At 58.5% G+C, this 19,865-nt stretch carries 18 protein-coding genes; 5 read left to right on the top strand and 13 right to left on the bottom strand.

Features of this window, described 5'->3' with window-relative positions; translation table 11 throughout:
* Nucleotide 1 precedes the first annotated feature (1 nt).
* The 10 genes from ACR0L4_RS18555 to ACR0L4_RS18510 all read right to left on the bottom strand — a co-directional run bounded on the left by ACR0L4_RS18555 (nt 2) and on the right by ACR0L4_RS18510 (nt 11,560).
* The gene (locus ACR0L4_RS18555) at nt 2–1,234 is read right to left on the bottom strand and encodes an amino acid ABC transporter permease (RefSeq protein WP_480514546.1); all 1,233 of its coding nucleotides are present in this window, start codon (nt 1,232–1,234) and stop codon (nt 2–4) included.
* A 128-nt stretch (nt 1,235–1,362) separates the two neighbouring features.
* Entirely contained in the window at nt 1,363–2,379 is a 1,017-nt protein-coding gene (locus ACR0L4_RS18550) for an amino acid ABC transporter substrate-binding protein (RefSeq protein WP_170751798.1), read from the bottom strand.
* Nucleotides 2,380–2,584: 205 nt separating this feature from the next.
* The gene (locus tag ACR0L4_RS18545) at nt 2,585–3,292 is read right to left on the bottom strand and encodes an ATP12 family chaperone protein (protein WP_480514545.1); all 708 of its coding nucleotides are present in this window, start codon (nt 3,290–3,292) and stop codon (nt 2,585–2,587) included.
* A gap of 4 nt (nt 3,293–3,296) precedes the next feature.
* Nucleotides 3,297–3,968: an HAD-IA family hydrolase gene (locus ACR0L4_RS18540; protein WP_480514544.1), complete on the bottom strand. Its 672-nt coding sequence runs from the start codon at nt 3,966–3,968 to the stop codon at nt 3,297–3,299.
* Entirely contained in the window at nt 3,965–5,008 is a 1,044-nt protein-coding gene (locus ACR0L4_RS18535) for an RluA family pseudouridine synthase (protein WP_480514543.1), read from the bottom strand. Before ACR0L4_RS18535 ends, ACR0L4_RS18540 begins: the two co-directional genes overlap by 4 nt.
* Nucleotides 5,009–5,121: 113 nt before the next feature.
* The gene (locus ACR0L4_RS18530) at nt 5,122–6,432 is read right to left on the bottom strand and encodes a replication-associated recombination protein A (RefSeq protein WP_480514542.1); all 1,311 of its coding nucleotides are present in this window, start codon (nt 6,430–6,432) and stop codon (nt 5,122–5,124) included.
* A gap of 2 nt (nt 6,433–6,434) precedes the next feature.
* The gene (locus ACR0L4_RS18525) at nt 6,435–7,820 is read right to left on the bottom strand and encodes a trypsin-like peptidase domain-containing protein (RefSeq protein ID WP_480514541.1); all 1,386 of its coding nucleotides are present in this window, start codon (nt 7,818–7,820) and stop codon (nt 6,435–6,437) included.
* A 239-nt stretch (nt 7,821–8,059) separates the two neighbouring features.
* Complete coding sequence (locus ACR0L4_RS18520; protein WP_480514540.1) at nt 8,060–8,875, bottom strand: methyltransferase domain-containing protein; 816 nt, start codon at nt 8,873–8,875, stop codon at nt 8,060–8,062.
* 135 nt (nt 8,876–9,010) lie between these two features.
* Nucleotides 9,011–10,612: a BCCT family transporter gene (locus ACR0L4_RS18515; RefSeq protein ID WP_170751812.1), complete on the bottom strand. Its 1,602-nt coding sequence runs from the start codon at nt 10,610–10,612 to the stop codon at nt 9,011–9,013.
* A gap of 186 nt (nt 10,613–10,798) precedes the next feature.
* Nucleotides 10,799–11,560, bottom strand: coding sequence for a DUF3299 domain-containing protein (locus ACR0L4_RS18510; protein ID WP_480514538.1), 762 nt, complete (start codon nt 11,558–11,560; stop codon nt 10,799–10,801).
* A 285-nt stretch (nt 11,561–11,845) separates the two neighbouring features.
* Between ACR0L4_RS18510 and pnp the strand changes: the two genes are divergently transcribed.
* From pnp to ACR0L4_RS18490, 4 genes are all read left to right on the top strand, one after another.
* A complete protein-coding gene (gene pnp / locus ACR0L4_RS18505; protein ID WP_480514537.1) occupies nt 11,846–13,993 on the top strand; it encodes a polyribonucleotide nucleotidyltransferase in 2,148 nt (715 codons plus the stop codon).
* A gap of 217 nt (nt 13,994–14,210) precedes the next feature.
* A complete protein-coding gene (locus ACR0L4_RS18500; protein WP_480514536.1) occupies nt 14,211–14,483 on the top strand; it encodes a PepSY domain-containing protein in 273 nt (90 codons plus the stop codon).
* A 23-nt stretch (nt 14,484–14,506) separates the two neighbouring features.
* The gene (locus tag ACR0L4_RS18495; RefSeq protein ID WP_170751821.1) at nt 14,507–15,004 is read left to right on the top strand and encodes a helix-turn-helix domain-containing protein; all 498 of its coding nucleotides are present in this window, start codon (nt 14,507–14,509) and stop codon (nt 15,002–15,004) included.
* Between the two features lie 130 nt (nt 15,005–15,134).
* Nucleotides 15,135–15,929, top strand: a complete 795-nt coding sequence (locus ACR0L4_RS18490) for a glycosyltransferase family 25 protein (RefSeq protein ID WP_480514597.1) — start codon at nt 15,135–15,137, stop codon at nt 15,927–15,929.
* Between the two features lie 72 nt (nt 15,930–16,001).
* Here the strand turns inward: ACR0L4_RS18490 and ACR0L4_RS18485 are convergent, their stop codons facing one another.
* Nucleotides 16,002–16,652: a peroxiredoxin gene (locus tag ACR0L4_RS18485; protein ID WP_480514534.1), complete on the bottom strand. Its 651-nt coding sequence runs from the start codon at nt 16,650–16,652 to the stop codon at nt 16,002–16,004.
* A 212-nt stretch (nt 16,653–16,864) separates the two neighbouring features.
* On the opposite strand from ACR0L4_RS18485, the gene ACR0L4_RS18480 reads away from it, so the two are divergent.
* Nucleotides 16,865–18,304, top strand: coding sequence for an aldehyde dehydrogenase family protein (locus ACR0L4_RS18480; RefSeq protein ID WP_480514533.1), 1,440 nt, complete (start codon nt 16,865–16,867; stop codon nt 18,302–18,304).
* A 56-nt stretch (nt 18,305–18,360) separates the two neighbouring features.
* On the opposite strand, the gene ACR0L4_RS18475 is transcribed toward ACR0L4_RS18480, so the two are convergent.
* Together ACR0L4_RS18475 and ACR0L4_RS18470 are read right to left on the bottom strand one after the other, a co-directional pair.
* Entirely contained in the window at nt 18,361–18,795 is a 435-nt protein-coding gene (locus ACR0L4_RS18475; RefSeq protein ID WP_480514532.1) for a glyoxalase superfamily protein, read from the bottom strand.
* A 178-nt stretch (nt 18,796–18,973) separates the two neighbouring features.
* Nucleotides 18,974–19,825 carry a methylated-DNA--[protein]-cysteine S-methyltransferase gene (locus ACR0L4_RS18470; protein ID WP_480514531.1) on the bottom strand — a complete coding sequence of 284 codons (852 nt, stop codon included), beginning with the start codon at nt 19,823–19,825 and terminating at the stop codon, nt 18,974–18,976.
* Between the last annotated feature and the right edge of the window lie 40 nt (nt 19,826–19,865).

The raw sequence follows: 19,865 nt of genomic DNA, 5'->3' as shown, positions 1-19,865 counted from the left end.
CTCAGCGCTCCTTCAACTTGACGGATGCGTTGTACAGGTTCATCACCATCGAAATCAGCAGCGAAGCCGTCAGATAGAACAGCATCAGCAGCAGCACGCACTCGATTGCGCGCCCCGTCTGGTTCAGCGTGATACCACCCAGCGTTGCAGTGATATCTGCATAGCCCACGGCGATCGCGAGCGACGAGTTCTTGGTGATGTTCAGATATTGCGAAATCAGCGGCGGAATGATCACCCGCAGCGCTTGCGGCAGGATCACCAGATTCATGATCCGGCCCTGACGCAGACCCAGAGCGGCCGCAGCCTCGGTCTGGCCTTTCGAGATTGCCTGAATACCGGCCCGGACGTTTTCCGCGATGAAGGCGCCGGTGTAGATCGACAGTGCGAACCACAAGGCGATCAGCGGGCCGCCAATCTTGATACCGCCGCTGAAGTTGAAACCTTTCAGGGCGGGAACATCCCATGTCAGCCCCATCAGCAGCATCAGCAGAGCAACAGGCACGAACCAGACAGCCAGTTTCACGACCAGAGTATTTGGGCGTTCACCGGTTTCTTCTTGTTTCTTGCTCGCACGTTTGTCGACTTCACGCGACACGAACCATGACCCGATCAGGACCGCAACAACCAGCAGCCAATTCAACACGGTTGCGCCAAACAGCCCGTTGGTGAATTCGGGGCGCGGAATGTAGACTCCGCGGTTGGTGAAGGCCATTGCATCAAACAGCATCGTTGATGACGGGTCTTCGCCTCGGAACGCCCGCGGCCCCGGCAAAACAGCCGTCATGATCGTGAAGATGATGATGATCCAGATCAGTACCGGAATATTGCGGAAGATCTCGACGTAAACCGCCATCAGTTTCGACACGAGCCAGTTGTTCGACAGTCGCAACACACCGGCAATCACGCCGAACACGGTTGCCGTGATACAGGCCAGAACCGCAACCAGTAGCGTGTTGAGAATACCGACCACAGCGGCCCGACCGTGCGAGGACTGGCTGTCATATTCAACGAGACGCTGGTTGATGTCATACCCGGCGGCATCGCCAAGGAATGTGTAGGAAATGTTGAGCCCTGCGGCCCGCAGGTTCTGGATCAGGTTGTTGCCCAGATACCAAATGGAAAGCGCAATCACGATTGCGGCGATCACCTGGAACGTCAGTGATCTGTACCGCGTATCGTTTATGAGCATCGACAACCGAAAATCAGCTTTCGGTGGGTCAGTCATAGTCGACATGTTATGGAATCCCCGTAGCTTGCGGACCTATTGTTCTCTGGCGAGGTTGTCCCCGCTCTGCGTCCGCTCGCAGCAATTATTTAGTGAAAAAGGGCGCAGGATGTCCTGCGCCCTTTTCCGTGGATGACTTACCGGAACGGCGGCGAGTACAGCAGGCCGCCTTCGGTCCACTGCGCGTTCAGACCGCGCGCCAGACCGATCGGTGTTTCTTCACCGATGTTCTTGGCAAACAGCTCGCCATAGTTACCACCCGCCTTGATGACACGGGCCGCCCAGTCGGCGTCCAGACCCAGCATCTCGCCCAGGGTACCTTCGGTGCCCAGCAGACGATTGATTTCCGGGTTGTCGGTACCGCCGGACAGTTCTTCGATATTGGCCGAGGTCACACCCAGCTCTTCAGCCGTGATCAGCGCGTTCAGAGTCCAGCGCACAACGTCGCCCCACTCGTGATCGCCGTGGCGGACCAGCGGGCCCAGCGGCTCTTTCGAGATGATTTCGGGCAGCAGGATGTGCTCATCGGGGTTTTCGAAGGTGGCGCGGGATGCGGCCAGACCCGATGCATCGGTGGTGTACGCATCACACGCACCGGCCAGGTACTGTTGCTGCGCTTCGGCGTCGGTTTCAATCGGAACCGGCTCGTAGCTGATGTTGTTGGCACGGAAGAAATCGGCCAGGTTCAGCTCGGTGGTGGTGCCGGTCTGGATGCAGACGGTCGCGCCGTCCAGTTCCTTGGCCGAGCTTACGCCCAGCGACTTGGGAACCATGAAACCCTGACCATCATAGTAGTTCACACCGGTGAATTCGAACTTCAGGTCGACGTCGCGGCTGAAGGTCCACGTGGTGTTACGAGCCAGCATGTCGATTTCGCCGGAGGCCAGAGCGGTAAAGCGGGTCTTGCCGGTGGTGGGAACGAACTCGATCGCGTTTACGTCATTCAGAACAGCTGCGGCAACAGCGCGGCAAATTGCAACGTCAAAGCCCTGCCATTCGCCGTTGGCATCCGGCGCAGCAAAGCCCACCAGACCGACGTTCACGCCACAGTTCAGTTTCCCGCGCGCTTTAACGTCGTCTACAGTCCCCGCCACAGCAGCGCTCGCGGCCAGACCGGCAACCGTTGCCGCGCCCAAGATTACGGATTTTTTCATTTTTACCTCTTCCTGATTATCCATCCCGAAAGGAACGGTTCTGCCCGGCAAGTGGATGCCGGAAAGGATGTCCAAAGGTGTCTCCCCTTTAGTGCGCATGAGTTTGGGCGCAATCATGAACAAACGTCAAGTGTTGGATCAGTGAAAACGATAGGTCAGCGCAGCAGGTTTTTGAACAATCGCACAAAAATAGGGACAGGAAGGATCAAACCGATAGATCGAAGAAGCGTTTGGCGTGCAGAAATGCCGCTTTCTTTGTTTCGGCCACGGCATGGGCTTCGTCATCATGGCCCCATTGCTCAACCTGCCAGTTTTCATCCAGCCTTGAAATGCGCCATATCTCGTTCGGATTGCGCCAATCCATTGCTGCTGCGAAGCCCAGAATCAACGAGCCTGACAAGCTGACCAGATCGTGAAACGCAGCCAGCTGAAACGAATCCAGTGCATGGACCCGCTGGCGCAGTTTTGACAGCGCATCCGAGGATTGTGGCTGGTGCAAAACACCGGCAATCGGAACCAAGCGCGCATCCAGGGCATCCGCTGCCCAATCCAACGCCGGATCCCAATCGGCAACCTGACGGTCCTGCAGTTCCTGCGGATAGGTCGCGCGATAGCAAAGCAGGTCGGAATCGCCATAATCGGCAAGCATATCCGCGACTTCTTTGTGCTGGACACCCACCTTGTCGATCGCCGCATTTGCGGATCGGGTAAAGGGCATGGTGGTCGGGTCCACCTCTTTCTCCTGCGCGTCCCATTCTGCGGCCACGGCCTGCGCCATGGCCGGCGACGGCAGGATCAACGCAGCCTTTGCCGGGGTTTTGACCCGGCGACCGTCCAGTTCCACTGTGTAGCCGCCCTCGACCTCGACAACGGCACTGTTTGTCCAGAAGCGTTTCGGTTTCCAGTCGCTCATTTATTCAGTCCCAAAGAGTGGTCAGCGCATCCGGCAGCTGGTCGAATGTCTCGATCACACAGGCTGCGGCAGTCAGTGTTTCGGATGCGTGATAGCCCCAGGACACGCCGATCCCGGCGACGCCAGCGGCAGCCGCCATATCCATGTCAAAACTGGTATCGCCGATCATGACCGCATGCGCGGCATCGACGCCGGTTTCCGCCAACGCCGTATGAACCATCGAGGGATGGGGCTTTGACGGGTGATGGTCGGCCACCTGCCGGGTCACGAAATAGCGCTCCAGCGCATGCGCTTCGATCAAAGCATCCAAACCGCGTTGCGATTTGCCTGTGGCAACGCCCAGCAGGATTTCGGGAACTGCATGAAGCGCTTCAAGCGCCTCAAGCGCCCCCGGGTAGAGCGGAGAACTGGCTGCCCCAACTTCCAACCGGTGTGCATGGTACGCCTGTTTATAGCCATCGACCAAGTCCGCCTGAACCCCGACAGGCTGATCCGGAGCCAATCGTTCGATCGCGTGGGGCAGCGACAGACCGACAATCGACAGGATATCGTCACGGCTTGGAACCGCGACCGAAGCGGCGTGAAAACTGGTCGTCATCGAATGAACTATGCTGCCCTGGCTGTCGACCAGCGTACCGTCGACGTCGAACAGGACCAACCGCAAGGGTGCGCTCATTGCAGCGCCTCAAACGGATCGTCAGCGGCAAGATCTTCGGTCCAGCCGAAGGTGTCCCAGCTGTGTTTCATATGTTCGGGCAGGGGCGCTTGGATGCTGATCGATTTTCCGGTCATCGGATGCTTGAAAGACAGACGCCGCGCATGCAGGTGCAGATTTTTGCTGATGATCCCGCCCAGTTGCGCCCCCCAACCATCGCCGAGGTTTTCCTGACCCGATCCGCCGTATTTCCCATCCCCGATGATTGGATGTCCAATGGCAGCCATATGCGCGCGCAACTGATGGGTGCGGCCCGTGACAGGCTCCATCGCCACCCAAGCGGCGCGACCTGCGACACGGTATAGCGTTGCATAGAGCGTATGGGCCCGTTTCGCCCCCGGCGTGCTGTCGATGTCGCCCATATGCACAGGGATCATCTTCTCGCCTTCGCCTTGCGTGCCATGCCCTGCGGCCTTGACCAGTCCGGTCTTTATCTCACCGAGATAAGGCGTCGGTACACCAGCCACCAAGGCCCAGTAAATCTTGCGCGTGTCGCGGTGACGGAATGCGGCCGTCAGCCCCTTTGCGGCCTCGCGGGTGCGGGCCATCAGCAGTACGCCGGACGTGTCCTTGTCCAGACGGTGGACCAAACGCGGATTTTCGTCATGATCGAAACGCAATGCCTCGGACAGGTTGTCCACGTGGCGCGTCTGCCCGCTGCCGCCTTGTACGGGCAGGCCGTGCGGCTTGTTCAGCGCCAGAACGTGATCGTCACGGTATATCACGCAGGATTGGATCATCTTGGCATCCGCCTCGGACACGCGCCGTTTCACCTCGGCCGGTTTGTGATCCGCATCGGGCAACGGTGGTACGCGGACGACCTGTCCCACCTCCAGCCGGGTCGAGGCCTTGGCGCGGCTGCCATCCACACGCAGCTCACCTTTGCGACACATCTTTTCGATGCGCCCCTGGCTGACATGCGGAAACAGACGGCGCAGCCAGCGGTCTACCCGCTGATCGCCATCACCTTCTGCGACCGAAATCATCTGCACGCCACTCATGCCATTGCCCCTTGCACCGCGCAGTTTGACCGCCCGGATTGTGCTATTGCCATTGCCCTAGAAAACATGCGCGTCTGTGACCTGCAACGGGGCAAGAGTCAAGGATCGGTCCGCTACCCGTTGCGCTGCGTGCGCAGTTTGGCAAAATAGTCCAACCGCTTTTTCAACTCGCGCTCGAACCCGCGTTCGACCGGCTGGTAGAGCACAGGCCGCGGCATCGTTTCCGGAAAGTAGTTCTGCCCTGAAAACCCATCCTCGGCGTCGTGATCATAGGCGTAGCCCGCGCCATAGCCCTGATCCTTCATCAGTGACGTGGGCGCGTTCAGGATGTGCTTGGGTGGTGGCTCACTGCCGGACTGCTTGGCCAGGCGCATCGCGGCCTTGTAGCCCACATAAGCCCCGTTCGACTTCGGGGCCAGCGCCAGATAGACCAGCGCCTGTGCCAACGCCAATTCCCCTTCGGGTGAACCCAATCGTTCGTAGGTCTCCCACGATTGCAGGCAGATCGCCTGTGCCTGCGGATCGGCCAGCCCGATATCCTCGACCGCCATTCGGGTGATGCGGCGGGCCAGATAGCGCGGGTCTTCCCCCCCGGTCAGCATCCGGGCAAACCAATAAAGCGCCGCATCCGGGTCCGAGCCGCGCACCGATTTATGCAAAGCCGAAATCAGGTTGTAATGCTCATCGCCGGACTTGTCGTATTTCGCCGCACGGCGCATCAGCCGCGTCGCCAACGCATCCGGGTCCAGCGCTGCGTCCACCTTCCACGCGACCACTTGTTCGATCAGGTTCAGCAGCGCGCGCCCGTCGCCATCCGCCATCTGGTGCAGCGCAGCGCGCGCGGAGGCTGTCAATGGCAAGGTTCTGTCCAGCTCTTTTTCGGCTCTCTGTGTCAGGTGTTCCAGATCGCCAAGGCCCAACCGCTCCAGCACCAGAACCTGAGATCGGCTCAGGACAGCTGCGTTCAATTCGAATGAGGGGTTCTCGGTCGTCGCGCCCACCAGAAGAATGGTGCCATCCTCCATATGGGGCAGAAATCCATCCTGCTGGGCCTTGTTGAAGCGGTGTATCTCGTCCACGAAAAGCAGCGTGCCTTGTCCGTTCTGACGCCGTATCTTTGCGGCCTCGAACACTTTTTTCAGATCCGGCACACCAGTGAAAATCGCGCTGATCTGCACAAAATGCAGATCGGTTTCCTGTGCCAGCAAGCGCGCAATCGTTGTCTTTCCAACACCGGGAGGTCCCCAGAAGATCAGGCTGGAGAGGCTGCCAGAGGCAAGCATGACACCCAATGGCGCATCTGGACCCAGCACCTGTTCCTGACCGATCACCTCGGCCAGCGTCCGAGGTCTCAGCCGATCCGCCAAGGGGCGATGCGGCGAGGGTGCGGGCTCGGTCGCGTCTGTGTCGAACAGGTCACTCATGCTTACAACCTGAATCGCAAAGACACAGAGCGGCCACCGCGCTGAAGCGTCATCTGCACCCGGCGGCCCGGATCTGTCAGCGCGCGCGCCACGTCGCGCGGGTGTTGGATATCGGAACCGTTGATACTCAGGAATACATCCCCAACCCGCAGACCGGCGCGCGCGCCATAGGGTCCGGGATCGACGACAACCACGCCGGTCTGCGACAAGAGCAGGCCAAGTTTTGTGATCACCGAAGGGTTGACGCCTGAAACCGTTAGCTCGGGCAATACGGTGCGGTCATCCAGGGTCGTTTCGTCGGCAGCCGGCGTTTCAGGCGCCTTGATCAAGGCGACTTCAATGTCGTCCTTCTGGTCTCCGCGCAAACGGGTCAGAACTGACGTTCCGCCCACACCTGCAACAGACATGCGAAACTTCATTTCGGCGGGCGAGTTGACTTCATCCCCATCCACATGCGTTACGACGTCCCCAACCCTGAGACCCGCATCGGCCAACGGGCTGAGCGCGTGCAAATCTGAAATCACCACACCCAGAGGAATAGCCAAACCCAGGGACTCGGCTATGTCTGCGCTCATGTGTTGGCCTGCCATGCCCGCCCAAGGGCTGACGAATGTGTCATTTCCTGCCTGCGCCTGACGCAGGAACTCTGCCACCAGATTGGCCGGAATGGCAAAGCCGATCCCGTTCGATCCGCCCGACCGGGTCAGGATCGACGTGTTGATCCCGATCAGATCACCATTCACATCGATCAACGCCCCGCCCGAGTTCCCCGGGTTGATCGCGGCGTCGGTCTGAATGAAGTACCCGCGCGCATTTCCTGTTGCCGTCCCGGTCCGAGCCAGCCCCGAAATGATACCCGACGAAACCGTCTGACCGATCCCGAAAGGATTACCAATTGCCAGTGCAAGCTCTCCAACTTCGACATGATCCGAGTCGCGCAAACTGAGAAACGGCAACCCTTGCGCCTCGTCCAGACGCAAGATCGCGATATCGCTTTCCTCATTGCCAAGCACCACTTGCGCAGAAAACTCCCGCCGGTCCGTCGTGACCACGCGAATTTCAGTCGCCGAACCGACCACGTGATAGTTTGACACCACATAGCCGTTTTCCGATAAAATTACTCCCGATCCCAACGAGTTCTGAACCCGCTGTTGCGGTTCTCCGAAACCACGCCCGAAAAAGTCCTGAAAGAAGGGGTCCGTGAACAAAGGCCGCGCCCGCCCCTGACGGACGATCTTGGCATAAATGTTCACGACCGCAGGCGACGCCTGTTTCACCACGGGCGCAAATCCCAGCGAAATCTCGGCTTGGGATTGCGGTACACGGGTTTCGGCACCGGCAGTAGACGCAAGGGCAACCGAAACGGCTAACAAAATCCAACGACGCATGAGAAACCTCAATCACTTCAAGCTCTCTGGATATGCGCCGACCGGATCGTCAATGCAAGGATACCCACAGGTCTCTTTGCTATTGTTCGCCCGTGATTGGGTGGCGCGGTTCAAAGGGGAACGGTCCCGCTATGCGCCCTGCTCAGTACAATCCCGATTTCCCGCCGCGACTCGGATAGCTGGCATCCACCGATGCGGAGTGCGGATCGAGTTTTGTGACGCGGCAAGTCTTCAGCCGTTCACATGGCTGCGGCGGGTTTGTATGCAATCTGACTGACATACGACATGTAGCCAAAAAACTTTTTGGCTTTGACGCGCAATTTTGCCTCGGCTTTCAGGGCGTCTGCTGTTGCGCGTGCCAACAAACCTGTCTCGACCATACGGTCCGCGCCCCGGTCTATGACTGTAAGAAAGTATGTGGCTTCCCCCTCGGCTACATATCCATGGCCTTGGCGTTGACCGAGCTGGAACCCTGCGACTGTCAGCATCTCGGTAATCTGACGCATGATCCACAGGTTGGTCACATTCTGATTGATCATGAAACGAACAAGCTGATCCAAAGGATCATAGTTGCCGATCTGCGTTGTCGCGGTGTCGTAGTCGCCATCACAAATCGCAAAGACCCCGCCCGGTTTCAGAATACGAAACACCTCGGTGATCACATCCTGCGGATCGGGAACATGGCACAAAAGCGTATGCGCAAGCACAAGGTCGACCGTGTTGTCCTGCAAGCCCGTCCGTTTTGCATCTCCGACTTCAAAGCTGAGCTGACCGAGACCATCAAAGCTTTTTCGGGCCCGTTCAATCATGACCGGCGAGGGTTCCACCCCAAGGGCGCGCTCGGCACCGGTATGGGTCAAAAGCTCCTGGGTCACATGACCTGTGCCAGAGCCCAGCTCTACGGCAAACGCACCGGATGGCAGGTCAATCGGTTCCAGATACCTGCGTCGGATATCGACCTGCGCCGGTTCAAGGCAGCGCGCCTCCATCGCATCTGCGATACGCTTCTGTATGTCCGCATCCTGCGCGGCAAGGTTTGAATAGGGATCGGACATGACTGACTCCTTGCGTCAGCGCCGGATCTGTTGGCTGTGTTGAAAGGTCGGGCGCAAAGGTCAGCTGCACGTCCCGATGCGCCGTGCGTGTCGGAAACGCCTGCCAGATTTGCAGGCGTTTCCGCAGAGCCAGAACTACATCTTGGCCTTCTCTGATTTCAGCGCCAGCCACAGGCAGTAGCACATCATCAATACCACCAGCGTAAACGGTATACCCGTCGACACCGCAGCACCCTGGAGCGCGGACAACCCGCCCCCAAGCAACAATGCGATAGCAACCAGACCCTCAAGCGTGCACCAGAACACGCGCTGCACAACCGGCGCGTCCATCTTGCCGCCTGCCGTGATCGTATCAATCACCAGCGAACCCGAGTCCGACGAGGTGACAAAGAAGATCACGATCAGAACCAGCGAGATCGGGGCAACGATGCTGTAAAGCGGCAGTTCCTTGAGGAAGCCGAACAACGCACCTTCAGGAGCGTAGCTGTCGATCACCGTGGCGCGAACGCCTTCGGCTCCGCCTGCGTTCAGCATGTCGATGGCGGCACCGCCAAAGGTCGACATCCACAGCGCGCAGACGGCGGTGGGGGCCAGAAGCGCGCAGAGAATGAACTCACGCACCGTACGGCCCTTGGAGATACGGGCGATGAACATGCCCACAAAGGGCGACCACGCGATCCACCAGGCCCAGTAGAAGGTCGTCCAGCCGTGGAAATAGCTGGTATCCTCGCGCCCGAACGGGTTGGACAAGGCCGGTAGGTGCGTCACGTAATCCACCATGACATTGAAATACCGCGCGATGGCGGTTCCAACACCGGTGACGACGATCACAAAGATAAACAGGCCCACGGCCATGATCATGTTGATCTCGCTCAGCCGTTTGACGCCCGCATCCATACCCATCAGGACCGAGCCCAGCGCGATCAGCGTGATACCGATGATCAGCAGAACAACCACGGTCGGGCTGGGTTCAATGCCGAACACTTCGTTCAGGCCAGCCGCAACCTGTTGTGCGCCCAGACCCAGCGAAGTGGTCAGGCCGAACAGTGTGGCGAACACCGCAAGCGTGTCGATGATGTGACCCCACCAGCCCCAGACACGTTCGCCCAGGATCGGGTAGAAAGCCGACCGCAGAGTCAGCGGAAGGTCCAGATTATAGGCAAAGATCGCAAGGCTCAGACCCACGGCGGCGTACACCGCCCAGCCTTCAAGACCCCAATGGTGGATCGTGCCAACAATGCCAGCGTATTCATTGCCCGGAACCGCAATGTCGATCCCCAACGGCACGGCGTTTCCGCCCTCGGCAAAGTTGTAGTAGACCGGCTCCATCACACCGAAAAACAGCAGACCGATACCAATACCGGCGGCGAACATCATCGCAATCCATCCGGCATAGGAATAGTCAGGCTTGGCATCTTTGCCGCCGATCCGAACACTGCCAACCGGCAGCACGATCAATACGAGGCAAAACAGGGTAATCGCGTTGACGGACATGACCAGAAACCAGTCAAACGTGCTGGTCAGCCAAGGCCGTAGCCATCCGAAGAACGAAGCCGCCGCCTCTTGATTGGCCAATGCGATCAAAACGAACGCAAAGATCAGGATACTTGAGATCAGGAAGACCGGATTGTGGATATCAAGACCGAACGGTCGGACATTATCCTGTCCCAGTTCGTATTCGGTTTCGAAATCGTAAATCCGTGGATCCGGATCCAGCATTTTCTTAGTTTGAGCCATTCGAGTGCCCCTCTGTCTGCTGGGTGCAAACGCCAAGGTATTCGGTCGGCTGACGGATGTGAGATTGTTACCCCCTTGGCGTGCTCCCGTCTCTTCGACCGCGGGTGTCAGTGGTAACAGGTTACACGGGCATCATATTTTCACAAAATCATTCAAATTTATGAATTTGATAGGGCGGCTTTGACATCAGTCCTGCAGGTCTGCGCCGCCAGTTTTGCGGTGGACAGCAGCGCGCAGACGATCGGCCAGGGTTTGAATGTTTGCTCGGCTTTGCGGATCATCGTCCAGAGGCTCGGCAGTCTCGGCATCCAACTGGAATGTGGCGTGCATAGGCACCAGACCATCCACAACATGCATGTCGTAATGCGTTGGGGCGATGGACAATTTGCCGGTCAGCCGCACTGGTTCGTGATTGTAGCCCGGAGTCCAATCCCCGGTCAGCAGCACACGGATCATCTGGTTCGGCGGCGGGGGCGGCAGATGGCTGCACATGCCGGGTGCAGGCACCAGATAAACCACTGCCCGCCCTGTTTCATCCGGTGGCGCGGGCAGCGCAAACCCCTCCAGTGTGACGATCTGATCCTCAACCGCGGGATTGCCGGCCGAAGCGGCGACCTGACGACGTTGGCTGACGATTTCGCGCTGGGACAATAGCCAGTCAACATCAATCTGGTCCGCGACCAAAGCCTCTTCGGTTTCTGTCAGCAGGTCTTGCCATTTCTGCCGCTCCTGCGGGCTTCCGATATCCTGCTGCAAGCGCCCACGCAAACGGACAGCAAACAGAAAATCGTCAAATTGCTCGGCGCTGAGATCGCGAAAAGGGTCATCGAATTCCTGCGCCGACGGGTCAGGTAAATCGGACCAGCGCAACAAGGTCGGCGTGGCCGATGCGGTCACACCCCAAACGGCAACCCCCAACACAATCAAATACTGCAAAAACGAGGCCATGACCTTCACCATCACACGTCGCTGGGAAACATATAGGCGGTTCAGCACAATTTGGCAGGTCCATTCCTGCACCATTGATCACGATACCGGCAGGGCGGCACCTTGCCCAGTCTGTCCGGTTGCTCTTTTCTTTGCGCGCATTCTCCTGTATGCGCGCGGTATCTGAGACGTTGTGCCCTGACCCCGGCACTCGAATGGAAGATAAAGTGGGGTCGGCGGCAATGGGGCCGCCATGCAAAACGGGAGACCCGCAGGGGCGGGAGTGCTCCCTTCTAGGATACGCATATGTTTGATGTAACAAAGAAATCAGTTCAGTGGGGCGAAGAGACGCTGACACTGGAAACCGGCAAGGTTGCCCGTCAGGCTGACGGCAGCGTGATTGCCACGCTGGGTGAGACCAGCGTCATGGCGAACGTGACCTTTGCCAAGCAACAAAAACCCGGTCAGGACTTTTTTCCGCTGACCGTACACTACCAAGAAAAATACTATGCCGCCGGTAAGGTTCCGGGTGGCTTCTTCAAGCGCGAGGCGCGCCCGACCGAGAAAGAGACGCTGACCGCGCGTCTGATCGACCGCCCGATCCGCCCGCTGTTTGTTGACGGTTTCAAGAACGAAGTTCTGGTGATGTGCACCGTGCTGTCCCACGATCTGGTCAACGATCCCGACATCGTCGCGATGATCGCAGCCTCTGCCGCGCTGACCATTTCTGGCGCGCCGTTCATGGGCCCGATCGCCGGTTGCCGCGTTGGTTTCGAAGATGGCGAATACATCCTGAACCCGACCGTAGACGACATGCAGGACCTGCGCCTGAACCCTGAACAGCGTCTGGATCTGGTCGTTGCCGGTACCAAAGACGCCGTGATGATGGTTGAATCCGAAGCTTACGAGTTGTCCGAAGACGAAATGCTGGGCGCGGTGAATTTTGCCCATGCACAGATTCAGCCCGTCATCGACCTGATCATCTCGCTGGCCGAAGAAGCCGCGAAAGAGCCGTTCGATTTCCAGGCGCCGGACTACTCGGACCTCTACGCTGCCATTAAGGCCGCTGGTGAAGAGCAGATGCGCGCAGCCTTCGCGATCACCGACAAGCAAGAGCGCACCGCCGCTGTTGCCGCTGCCCGCGACGCGATCAAAGAAGCCTTGACCGAGGAACAGCTGGAAGACGCGAACCTTGGCTCGGCGATGAAAAAGCTGGAAGCAGGCATCCTGCGCGGCGACGTCGTCAAAGGCGGCAAGCGGATCGACGGTCGCTCGACCACCGATATCCGTTCGATCGTTGCGGAAACTTCGATGCTGCCGCGAACACACGGCTCGGCCCTGTTCACCCGTGGCGAAACACAGGCGCTGGCGGTGACCACGCTGGGCACCGGTGATGATGAGCAGTTCATCGACGCCTTGCACGGCAACTTCAAATCGAACTTCCTGCTGCATTACAACTTCCCTCCGTATTCGGTTGGTGAAGCGGGTCGCGTGGGCCCTCCGGGCCGTCGCGAGATCGGTCACGGCAAACTGGCATGGCGCGCGTTGCAGGCGGTTCTGCCTGCGGCAACCGACTTCCCCTACACGATCCGCATCGTGTCCGAGATCACCGAATCCAATGGCTCATCCTCGATGGCGTCGGTCTGCGGTGGTTCGCTGTCGATGATGGATGCGGGCGTTCCGCTGAAAGCACCGGTTGCCGGTGTGGCCATGGGTCTGATCCTGGAAGATGATGGCGATTACGCGATCCTGTCCGACATTCTGGGTGACGAAGATCACCTGGGCGACATGGACTTCAAGGTTGCAGGTACCGAAAACGGCATCACCTCGCTGCAGATGGACATCAAGGTCGCGGGCATCACGCCCGAGATCATGGAGAAAGCCCTGGCACAAGCCAAGGACGGCCGGATGCACATCCTGGGTGAAATGGGCAAAGCCCTGTCCGAGACCAATGATTTCTCGGTCCACGCGCCGCGCATCGAAACCATGAACATTCCGACCGACAAGATTCGTGAAGTGATCGGTTCCGGCGGCAAGGTCATCCGTGAAATCGTCGAAGTGTCGGGCGCCAAGGTCGACATCAACGACGACGGCGTGATCAAGATCGCCTCGCCCGATGGGGAATCGATCAAGAAGGCCTATGAGATGATCCACTCGATCGTCGCTGAGCCCGAAGAAGGTCAGATCTACACCGGTAAAGTGGTCAAGATCGTCGACTTCGGTGCTTTCGTGAACTTCTTTGGCAAGCGCGACGGTCTGGTCCACGTGTCCCAGATCGAAAACCGCCGCCTGAACCACCCTTCGGATGTTCTGAAGGAAGGTCAGGAAGTAAAGGTCAAGCTGCTGGGCTTTGACGACCGCGGCAAGGTACGCCTGTCGATGAAAGTGGTCGATCAGGAAACCGGCGAAGAGGTCGTACCCGAGAAGAAAGACAAGAAAGAAGACGCAGAATAAGCTGCTCTTTATTCAAGTGATCAAGGCCCCGGTGATCCGCCGGGGCCTTTTTTTGTGCCGCGAGGCCCTCAAACCCCTGTCTTTGTGACTTTGAAAAGGCCTGATAGACCACATAAACCTTGGTCCAATTGCACCCATTTCAACCAAAACCCAATCGAAACAACGCGGCCATCTTCCCAACTCCATCGCATCGAAACGCACAAACAGGAGATGCGATATGGAAAACCTGAAAATTCTTGCCCTCGCCGGATTGATTGCAACCGCACCGGTTCTGGCTTTGGCCAATGTCGGGCTGGGCGAGACGCTGGGAACGGAAGAGACTGTTATCCGCGCAGCGCTGGAAGCGCAGGGCTATGTGGTTGAAGAGATCGAGATCGAAGATGATGAGATCGAGGTTGAACTCAGCAAGGATGGCGTGGAAACTGAACTGGTCCTGAACAAAGCCAATGGCACCGTGACTGCCATTGAACTTGAAGAGGATGACGACTGACCGCACAACCCCGAAGGAGCGTCATGAAGATATCGCAAACGTCTTTGTTGTGGCTCTTGTTGGTGGTGCAGGCCCTCTGCGCCACCTTTTTCCTGACAGACGCCCTGCTGGATTGGACCGGGGGCGAAAACGCCGGCTTCCGATACTTGCACAGTTTTGAGCTTTTGCTCTCTCTGGCACTTTTGGGTGGTTTGGTCGCAACGGTTTCTCTGATCCGTACCCAGACCCAGCGCATCCATGACATCCAGCGCCAGCTTGGCGTGGCGCAGGGTGCGTTTGCCGAAATCATAGACACCCAGTTTGACGAGTGGAAGCTCAGCAAAGCCGAGCGCGACGTTGCAATGCTCTCTCTCAAGGGTTTTTCGATTTCCGAGATCGCTGAACTGCGACACACCAAGGAAGGAACAATCAAAGCCCAAAGCGCCGCCGTCTACCGCAAGTCGGGCGTTTCAGGTCGGCTGCAACTGCTCAGTTTCTTTGTCGAGGAACTGCTGTCAGCCCCCCTGACGGAACGGTCCTAAAACTAGGACTAGCAATCTGCCGGCTTTGTTGTTCAAGGCCACTTAAGTCGACCGCCTGAGACCAAAAACCCTTCGACGCACCCACAGCATTCGACGTCAATTTCGGCCCTGGCGAGACCTTTTGACCGCAATGAACGCACGTTTGTCACCGGTTTCGCTTCCCCCCTATGTCCACCTGTTCTATGCACGGGGCATGCGCTCCTTCATCATTCATATGTCCGCAAGCACGGCGCGTCGCGCCAATGCTGGCCAACTGGGTCAGGACCTGCCAAATGCCGAGCTGTTCGAAGCGGTAAACGGGCGGGATCCGGAACAGATTGCGGATGTCAGCCTGCATCCCGGCACTTTGCACAAACCCCACTACCCTTTTACTCTTCGCCCTGCAGAAATCGGGGTTTTCCAAAGCCATCGTCGCCTTTGGCAAAAACTGGTGGAGGAAGAGATCGACCTTGCCATCATCGCCGAGGATGATCTACGCGTGGATCCCAAGATCATGGCCGAGGCGCTCGGGATGGTGCGCCCCATCGCAACCCCCGATCACTACATCCGCATACCCGTGAAACAGCGCGAAGTGGCCGTCAGCACCCTTGCAGAACAGGGCGACCTGCGTCTGATCCTGCCCAAGATCATCGGCCTGCAATGCGTCTGTCAGATGGTGGGGCGCAACGCCGCCAAACGCCTGCTCGCCGCGACAGATCAAATCGACCGCCCTGTGGATACATTCCTGCAAATGCATTGGCTCACAGGTCAGCCGATCCATTCACTGTTGGGCAGTGGCAATCAGGAAGTGGCCAGAGAGATCGGCGGCTCGACCATCCAGACAAAACCGCCCCTCACCGACAAGCTTTCCCGAGAATTCAAACGCGCGACTTATCGGGCACAGCTGCATCTGCGCCCACAAGGCGCACCTGCTTCATCTGGCTAACAATATCCTCGGGGGGAATCGCGCCAAAAGGCGCGATGGGGGGCAGACAGCCCCCCTGACCCGGCATCCGCCTTACGACGGTGCCTTGGTCTTGCGCAAATACGGGAAGATCGTTTCAAACTCGCCAAACTTCGCCTTGGCATCTTCGTTCGACACGGTCGGCGGGATGATCACATCTTCCCCCGGCACCCAATTCGCAGGTGTCGCCACGCCCTTGGCCGACATCTGCAACCCGTCCAGCGCGCGCAGGATTTCCGCAAAGTTGCGGCCCACGGTCATCGGATAGGTCATCGACAGCTTCAGCTGCTTGTCCGGCCCGATGATAAAGACCGAGCGCACCGTGGCGCTGTCGGCCGGTGTGCGGCCATCGGGCAGGTAAGCTTCGGCAGGCAGCATGTCGAACGCTTTCGACACGGCCAGACCGTCATCGGCAATGATCGGAAAGCCCGGATTGGCCTTGCCATATTCCTCGATGTCTTTTTTCCATTTCCTGTGGTCCTCGACCCCATCGACCGAAACACCGATCACCTTGGTATTGCGCGACGCCCACTCATCGTTCAACTGGGCCACAGCCGAAAACTCGGTTGTGCAGACCGGGGTAAAGTCCTTGGGGTGCGAGAACAGGATCGCCCAGCTGTCACCAATCCAGTCGTGGAACTGAATGGTGCCCTGATCCGTTTCTGCGGTGAAATTCGGGACCGTATCGTTGATGCGCAAACCCATGGTGCATCTCCTTTTTTGGTTACTAACCGAGTCGATTGCTGTGAACCTAAACACTTTGCGCCAGAGTTAAACCATCCGCAAATCCGGCAGGCTCATTTTCTGTGATATTCTTGGGATGGGTTTGATCAAATTCTCCTCTTGCCGCGCACTGGGGTGGGTGACAGAGTGTGCCGAAACACCAGTTTCGGACATCACGGCCCGGAGGATTCGCCATGATCGAAAAACGCAATTTCTACATCAACGGCCAGTGGGTTGCCCCGTCGGAGGCCCGCGATTTCGAGGTAATAAATCCCTCCACCGAAGACCCCTGCGCGGTTATTTCCCTTGGGTCTCAGGCGGATACGGATGCCGCCGTTGCCGCCGCAAAAGCCGCGCTGCCCGGCTGGATGGCAACTCCGGTCGAAGAACGCATCGCATTGGTCGAAAAACTGGCCGAAATCTACATGACCCGCTCGGAAGATCTGGCGCAGGCCATGTCACTTGAGATGGGTGCCCCGATCGATATGGCGCGCACACAGCAATCCGGTGCCGGTATCTATCACCTGAAGAACTTCGTTGGCGCGGCCAAAGCCTTTCAGTTCGAACGCCCACTGGGCGATCACGCCCCCAATGACCGGATCATCTACGAGGCCGTGGGCGTCACCGGTTTGATCACGCCATGGAACTGGCCGATGAACCAGGTCACGCTCAAGGTAGGGGCCGCAGCAATTGCGGGCTGCACGATGGTGCTGAAACCTTCGGAACAGAGCCCGCTGAACGCAATGATCTTTGCCGAGTTGATGGATGAGGCCGGCTTCCCACCCGGCGTTTTCAATCTGGTGAACGGTGACGGCGTGGGCGTGGGCTCGCACCTTTCTGCCCACCCGGATGTGGATATGATCAGCTTCACCGGATCGACCCGTGCGGGCACGGCAATTTCCAAAAGCGCCGCCGATACACTGAAAAAGGTTCATCTTGAGCTGGGCGGCAAAGGTGCAAACGTGGTCTTCGCAGATGCGGATGAAAAGGCTGTCAAACGCGGCGTTCTGCACATGATGAACAACACCGGCCAAAGCTGCAATGCGCCCAGCCGCATGCTGGTGCAGCGACCGGTCTATGATCAGGCGGTTGAGACTGCCGCCGAGGTCGCCAATACGGTTTCGGTTGGCCCCGCGTTGCAAGAAGGACGCCACATCGGCCCGGTGGTGAACGAGCTGCAGTGGACCAAGATTCAGGACCTGATCCAGAAAGGGATCGACGAAGGCGCGCGTCTGGTTGCCGGCGGCACCGGACGGCCAGAAGGTCTGAACAAGGGCTATTATGTGCGCCCGACGGTCTTTGCCGATGCCAACAATCAGATGACCATCGCGCGCGAGGAGATTTTTGGCCCGGTCCTGACCATGATCCCTTTCGATACTGAAGAAGAGGCCATCGAGATCGCCAATGACACACCTTATGGCCTGACCAACTATGTCCAGACTCAGGACGGGGCGCGGGCCAACCGTATGGCGCGCGTGTTGCGGTCAGGTATGGTTGAGATGAACGGCCAGTCGCGCAGCGCCGGGTCCCCGTTTGGCGGGATGAAGCAATCCGGCAATGGGCGCGAAGGCGGCATCTGGGGGTTGGAAGACTTCCTGGAAGTGAAGGCTGTTGGCGGCTGGGCTGCCGAGTAGCCCCGGTTTTCTGCTATTAAAATGTGAGGCACCCCAAGGGTGCCTCGCTTTGTCTTTCAGACAGGCCGAACCACGAGCTGCGGCGCGCCATCTGAAGTGTGACGGGTTGAGCGGCCATCCCAGCCGATCACTCCGGTGACGCGCTGGCGAAAGGCCGAAAAGCTGTCGAAGCGCACCACATCCACGGGTATATCGAACTGCAGAGTCACCCGTCGATGCGCCCCGTCACCCAATACCGTGAGGCCCCGAATTTCGGCCGTGAAATGTTGACCGAGATAGCGACCCTCGACCCGATCGCCCACGCGCAGGTGCAGGCGGTTGCCCGCCCTTGCGTGCAACGTATTCCAGTCGCGGAACCCGTGCTGATGCGCCAACAGTTCAAGCGCTTTGCTGTGGGAGAGCTGAACGCCGATATCGTGCAGCCGTTTTCGCAAGCGTTTGGCCTGCTCTTTCAACTCCTCTACCGGAGCGATATCTTTTGGCAATGTCATACTGTGCCTCGTTTCCTGAAACGGGCGCGAAATCTGGACGGGGTTCGCATTGCCATCCGCGCGCCGGGAAAGGGCAACAGATGTGATATCAACCGGGTTTCACCAAAGCCAGAAGGCCGCGAACGGCAGGGGACCCGAACCTGCCGCGCCTTTTGGCAGCCTCGGGTCGTTCTGTCAATCAGGCGTCGGCCTGCGCCGCCTCATAGGCCAGCATGGCGCGTTTGACCGGCAGGCCCCAGTGATAACCACCCAAGCCGCCGGATTTGCGTAAGGCCCTATGACAGGGGATCAACCAACTGACCGGGTTGCGCCCGACCGCGGTACCAACCGCGCGCACCGCCTGAGGGGACCCTACACGCTGCGCAATCTCGGAATAGGTGGTGACCTGACCCGATGGAATATGCATCAACGCCTCCCAGACTTTGATCTGCAGGGGTGAACCGATCAGGTACAGCGGCGTTGGTTCAAGTTTGTCGCTGGCAACGCCAAAGGCACTCAGAACCCAAGGGCGCAACCGCATCGGATCTTCGATGAACGCAGCTTTGGGCCAGCGCGAGATCATGTCTTCCATCGCGTGTTCTTCGCCGGTCTCGGCACCAAAGGCGATGCCACAGATACCCTTGTCGGTGCCCATGACCAGCGCGGGGCCAAAGGGGCATTCGAACCAGCCCCAATAGATCGTCAGCCCAGCACCCTTGCGCGCATACTCACCGGGGCTCATCGATTCCCACTTCAGAAACAGATCATGCAGACGGCCACTGCCGGACAGGCCCACATTGTGCGCAGTTTCCAGCGTCGTGAACCGCTCACGCAGCAACGCCTTTGCATGGCCCAGCGTCAGATACTGCTGGTATCGCTTCGGTGACACGCCGGTCCATCGCGAAAACAGACGTTGGAAATGGGCCGGGCTCATGTCCATCTGACGCGACAGATCTTCAAGCCCAAGCGCTTCGCCACCCTGATCGATCAGATCGATCGCGCGACGCATGACGTTGTAGTGGTATCCGCTTTCGGGGGTCTGGACGTTCATGGTCACACTCCTTTGCTAAACTGAATCTAGCCGATCCGCA

It is taken from the genome of Ruegeria sp. AB5, from assembly GCF_056542645.1.
This window is presented reverse-complemented; position numbering and strand designations above follow the sequence as displayed.

What these genes read in the sequence shown, in the direction of transcription:
- ACR0L4_RS18555 (WP_480514546.1), bottom strand. Translation starts at nt 1,234, where the DNA reads ATGTCGACTATGACTGACCCACCGAAAGCTGATTTTCGGTTGTCGATG.
- ACR0L4_RS18550 (WP_170751798.1), bottom strand. Translation starts at nt 2,379, where the DNA reads ATGAAAAAATCCGTAATCTTGGGCGCGGCAACGGTTGCCGGTCTGGCC.
- ACR0L4_RS18545 (WP_480514545.1), bottom strand. Translation starts at nt 3,292, where the DNA reads ATGAGCGACTGGAAACCGAAACGCTTCTGGACAAACAGTGCCGTTGTC.
- ACR0L4_RS18540 (WP_480514544.1), bottom strand. Translation starts at nt 3,968, where the DNA reads ATGAGCGCACCCTTGCGGTTGGTCCTGTTCGACGTCGACGGTACGCTG.
- ACR0L4_RS18535 (WP_480514543.1), bottom strand. Translation starts at nt 5,008, where the DNA reads ATGAGTGGCGTGCAGATGATTTCGGTCGCAGAAGGTGATGGCGATCAG.
- ACR0L4_RS18530 (WP_480514542.1), bottom strand. Translation starts at nt 6,432, where the DNA reads ATGAGTGACCTGTTCGACACAGACGCGACCGAGCCCGCACCCTCGCCG.
- ACR0L4_RS18525 (WP_480514541.1), bottom strand. Translation starts at nt 7,820, where the DNA reads ATGCGTCGTTGGATTTTGTTAGCCGTTTCGGTTGCCCTTGCGTCTACT.
- ACR0L4_RS18520 (WP_480514540.1), bottom strand. Translation starts at nt 8,875, where the DNA reads ATGTCCGATCCCTATTCAAACCTTGCCGCGCAGGATGCGGACATACAG.
- ACR0L4_RS18515 (WP_170751812.1), bottom strand. Translation starts at nt 10,612, where the DNA reads ATGGCTCAAACTAAGAAAATGCTGGATCCGGATCCACGGATTTACGAT.
- ACR0L4_RS18510 (WP_480514538.1), bottom strand. Translation starts at nt 11,560, where the DNA reads ATGGCCTCGTTTTTGCAGTATTTGATTGTGTTGGGGGTTGCCGTTTGG.
- pnp (WP_480514537.1), top strand. Translation starts at nt 11,846, where the DNA reads ATGTTTGATGTAACAAAGAAATCAGTTCAGTGGGGCGAAGAGACGCTG.
- ACR0L4_RS18500 (WP_480514536.1), top strand. Translation starts at nt 14,211, where the DNA reads ATGGAAAACCTGAAAATTCTTGCCCTCGCCGGATTGATTGCAACCGCA.
- ACR0L4_RS18495 (WP_170751821.1), top strand. Translation starts at nt 14,507, where the DNA reads ATGAAGATATCGCAAACGTCTTTGTTGTGGCTCTTGTTGGTGGTGCAG.
- ACR0L4_RS18490 (WP_480514597.1), top strand. Translation starts at nt 15,135, where the DNA reads ATGAACGCACGTTTGTCACCGGTTTCGCTTCCCCCCTATGTCCACCTG.
- ACR0L4_RS18485 (WP_480514534.1), bottom strand. Translation starts at nt 16,652, where the DNA reads ATGGGTTTGCGCATCAACGATACGGTCCCGAATTTCACCGCAGAAACG.
- ACR0L4_RS18480 (WP_480514533.1), top strand. Translation starts at nt 16,865, where the DNA reads ATGATCGAAAAACGCAATTTCTACATCAACGGCCAGTGGGTTGCCCCG.
- ACR0L4_RS18475 (WP_480514532.1), bottom strand. Translation starts at nt 18,795, where the DNA reads ATGACATTGCCAAAAGATATCGCTCCGGTAGAGGAGTTGAAAGAGCAG.
- ACR0L4_RS18470 (WP_480514531.1), bottom strand. Translation starts at nt 19,825, where the DNA reads ATGAACGTCCAGACCCCCGAAAGCGGATACCACTACAACGTCATGCGT.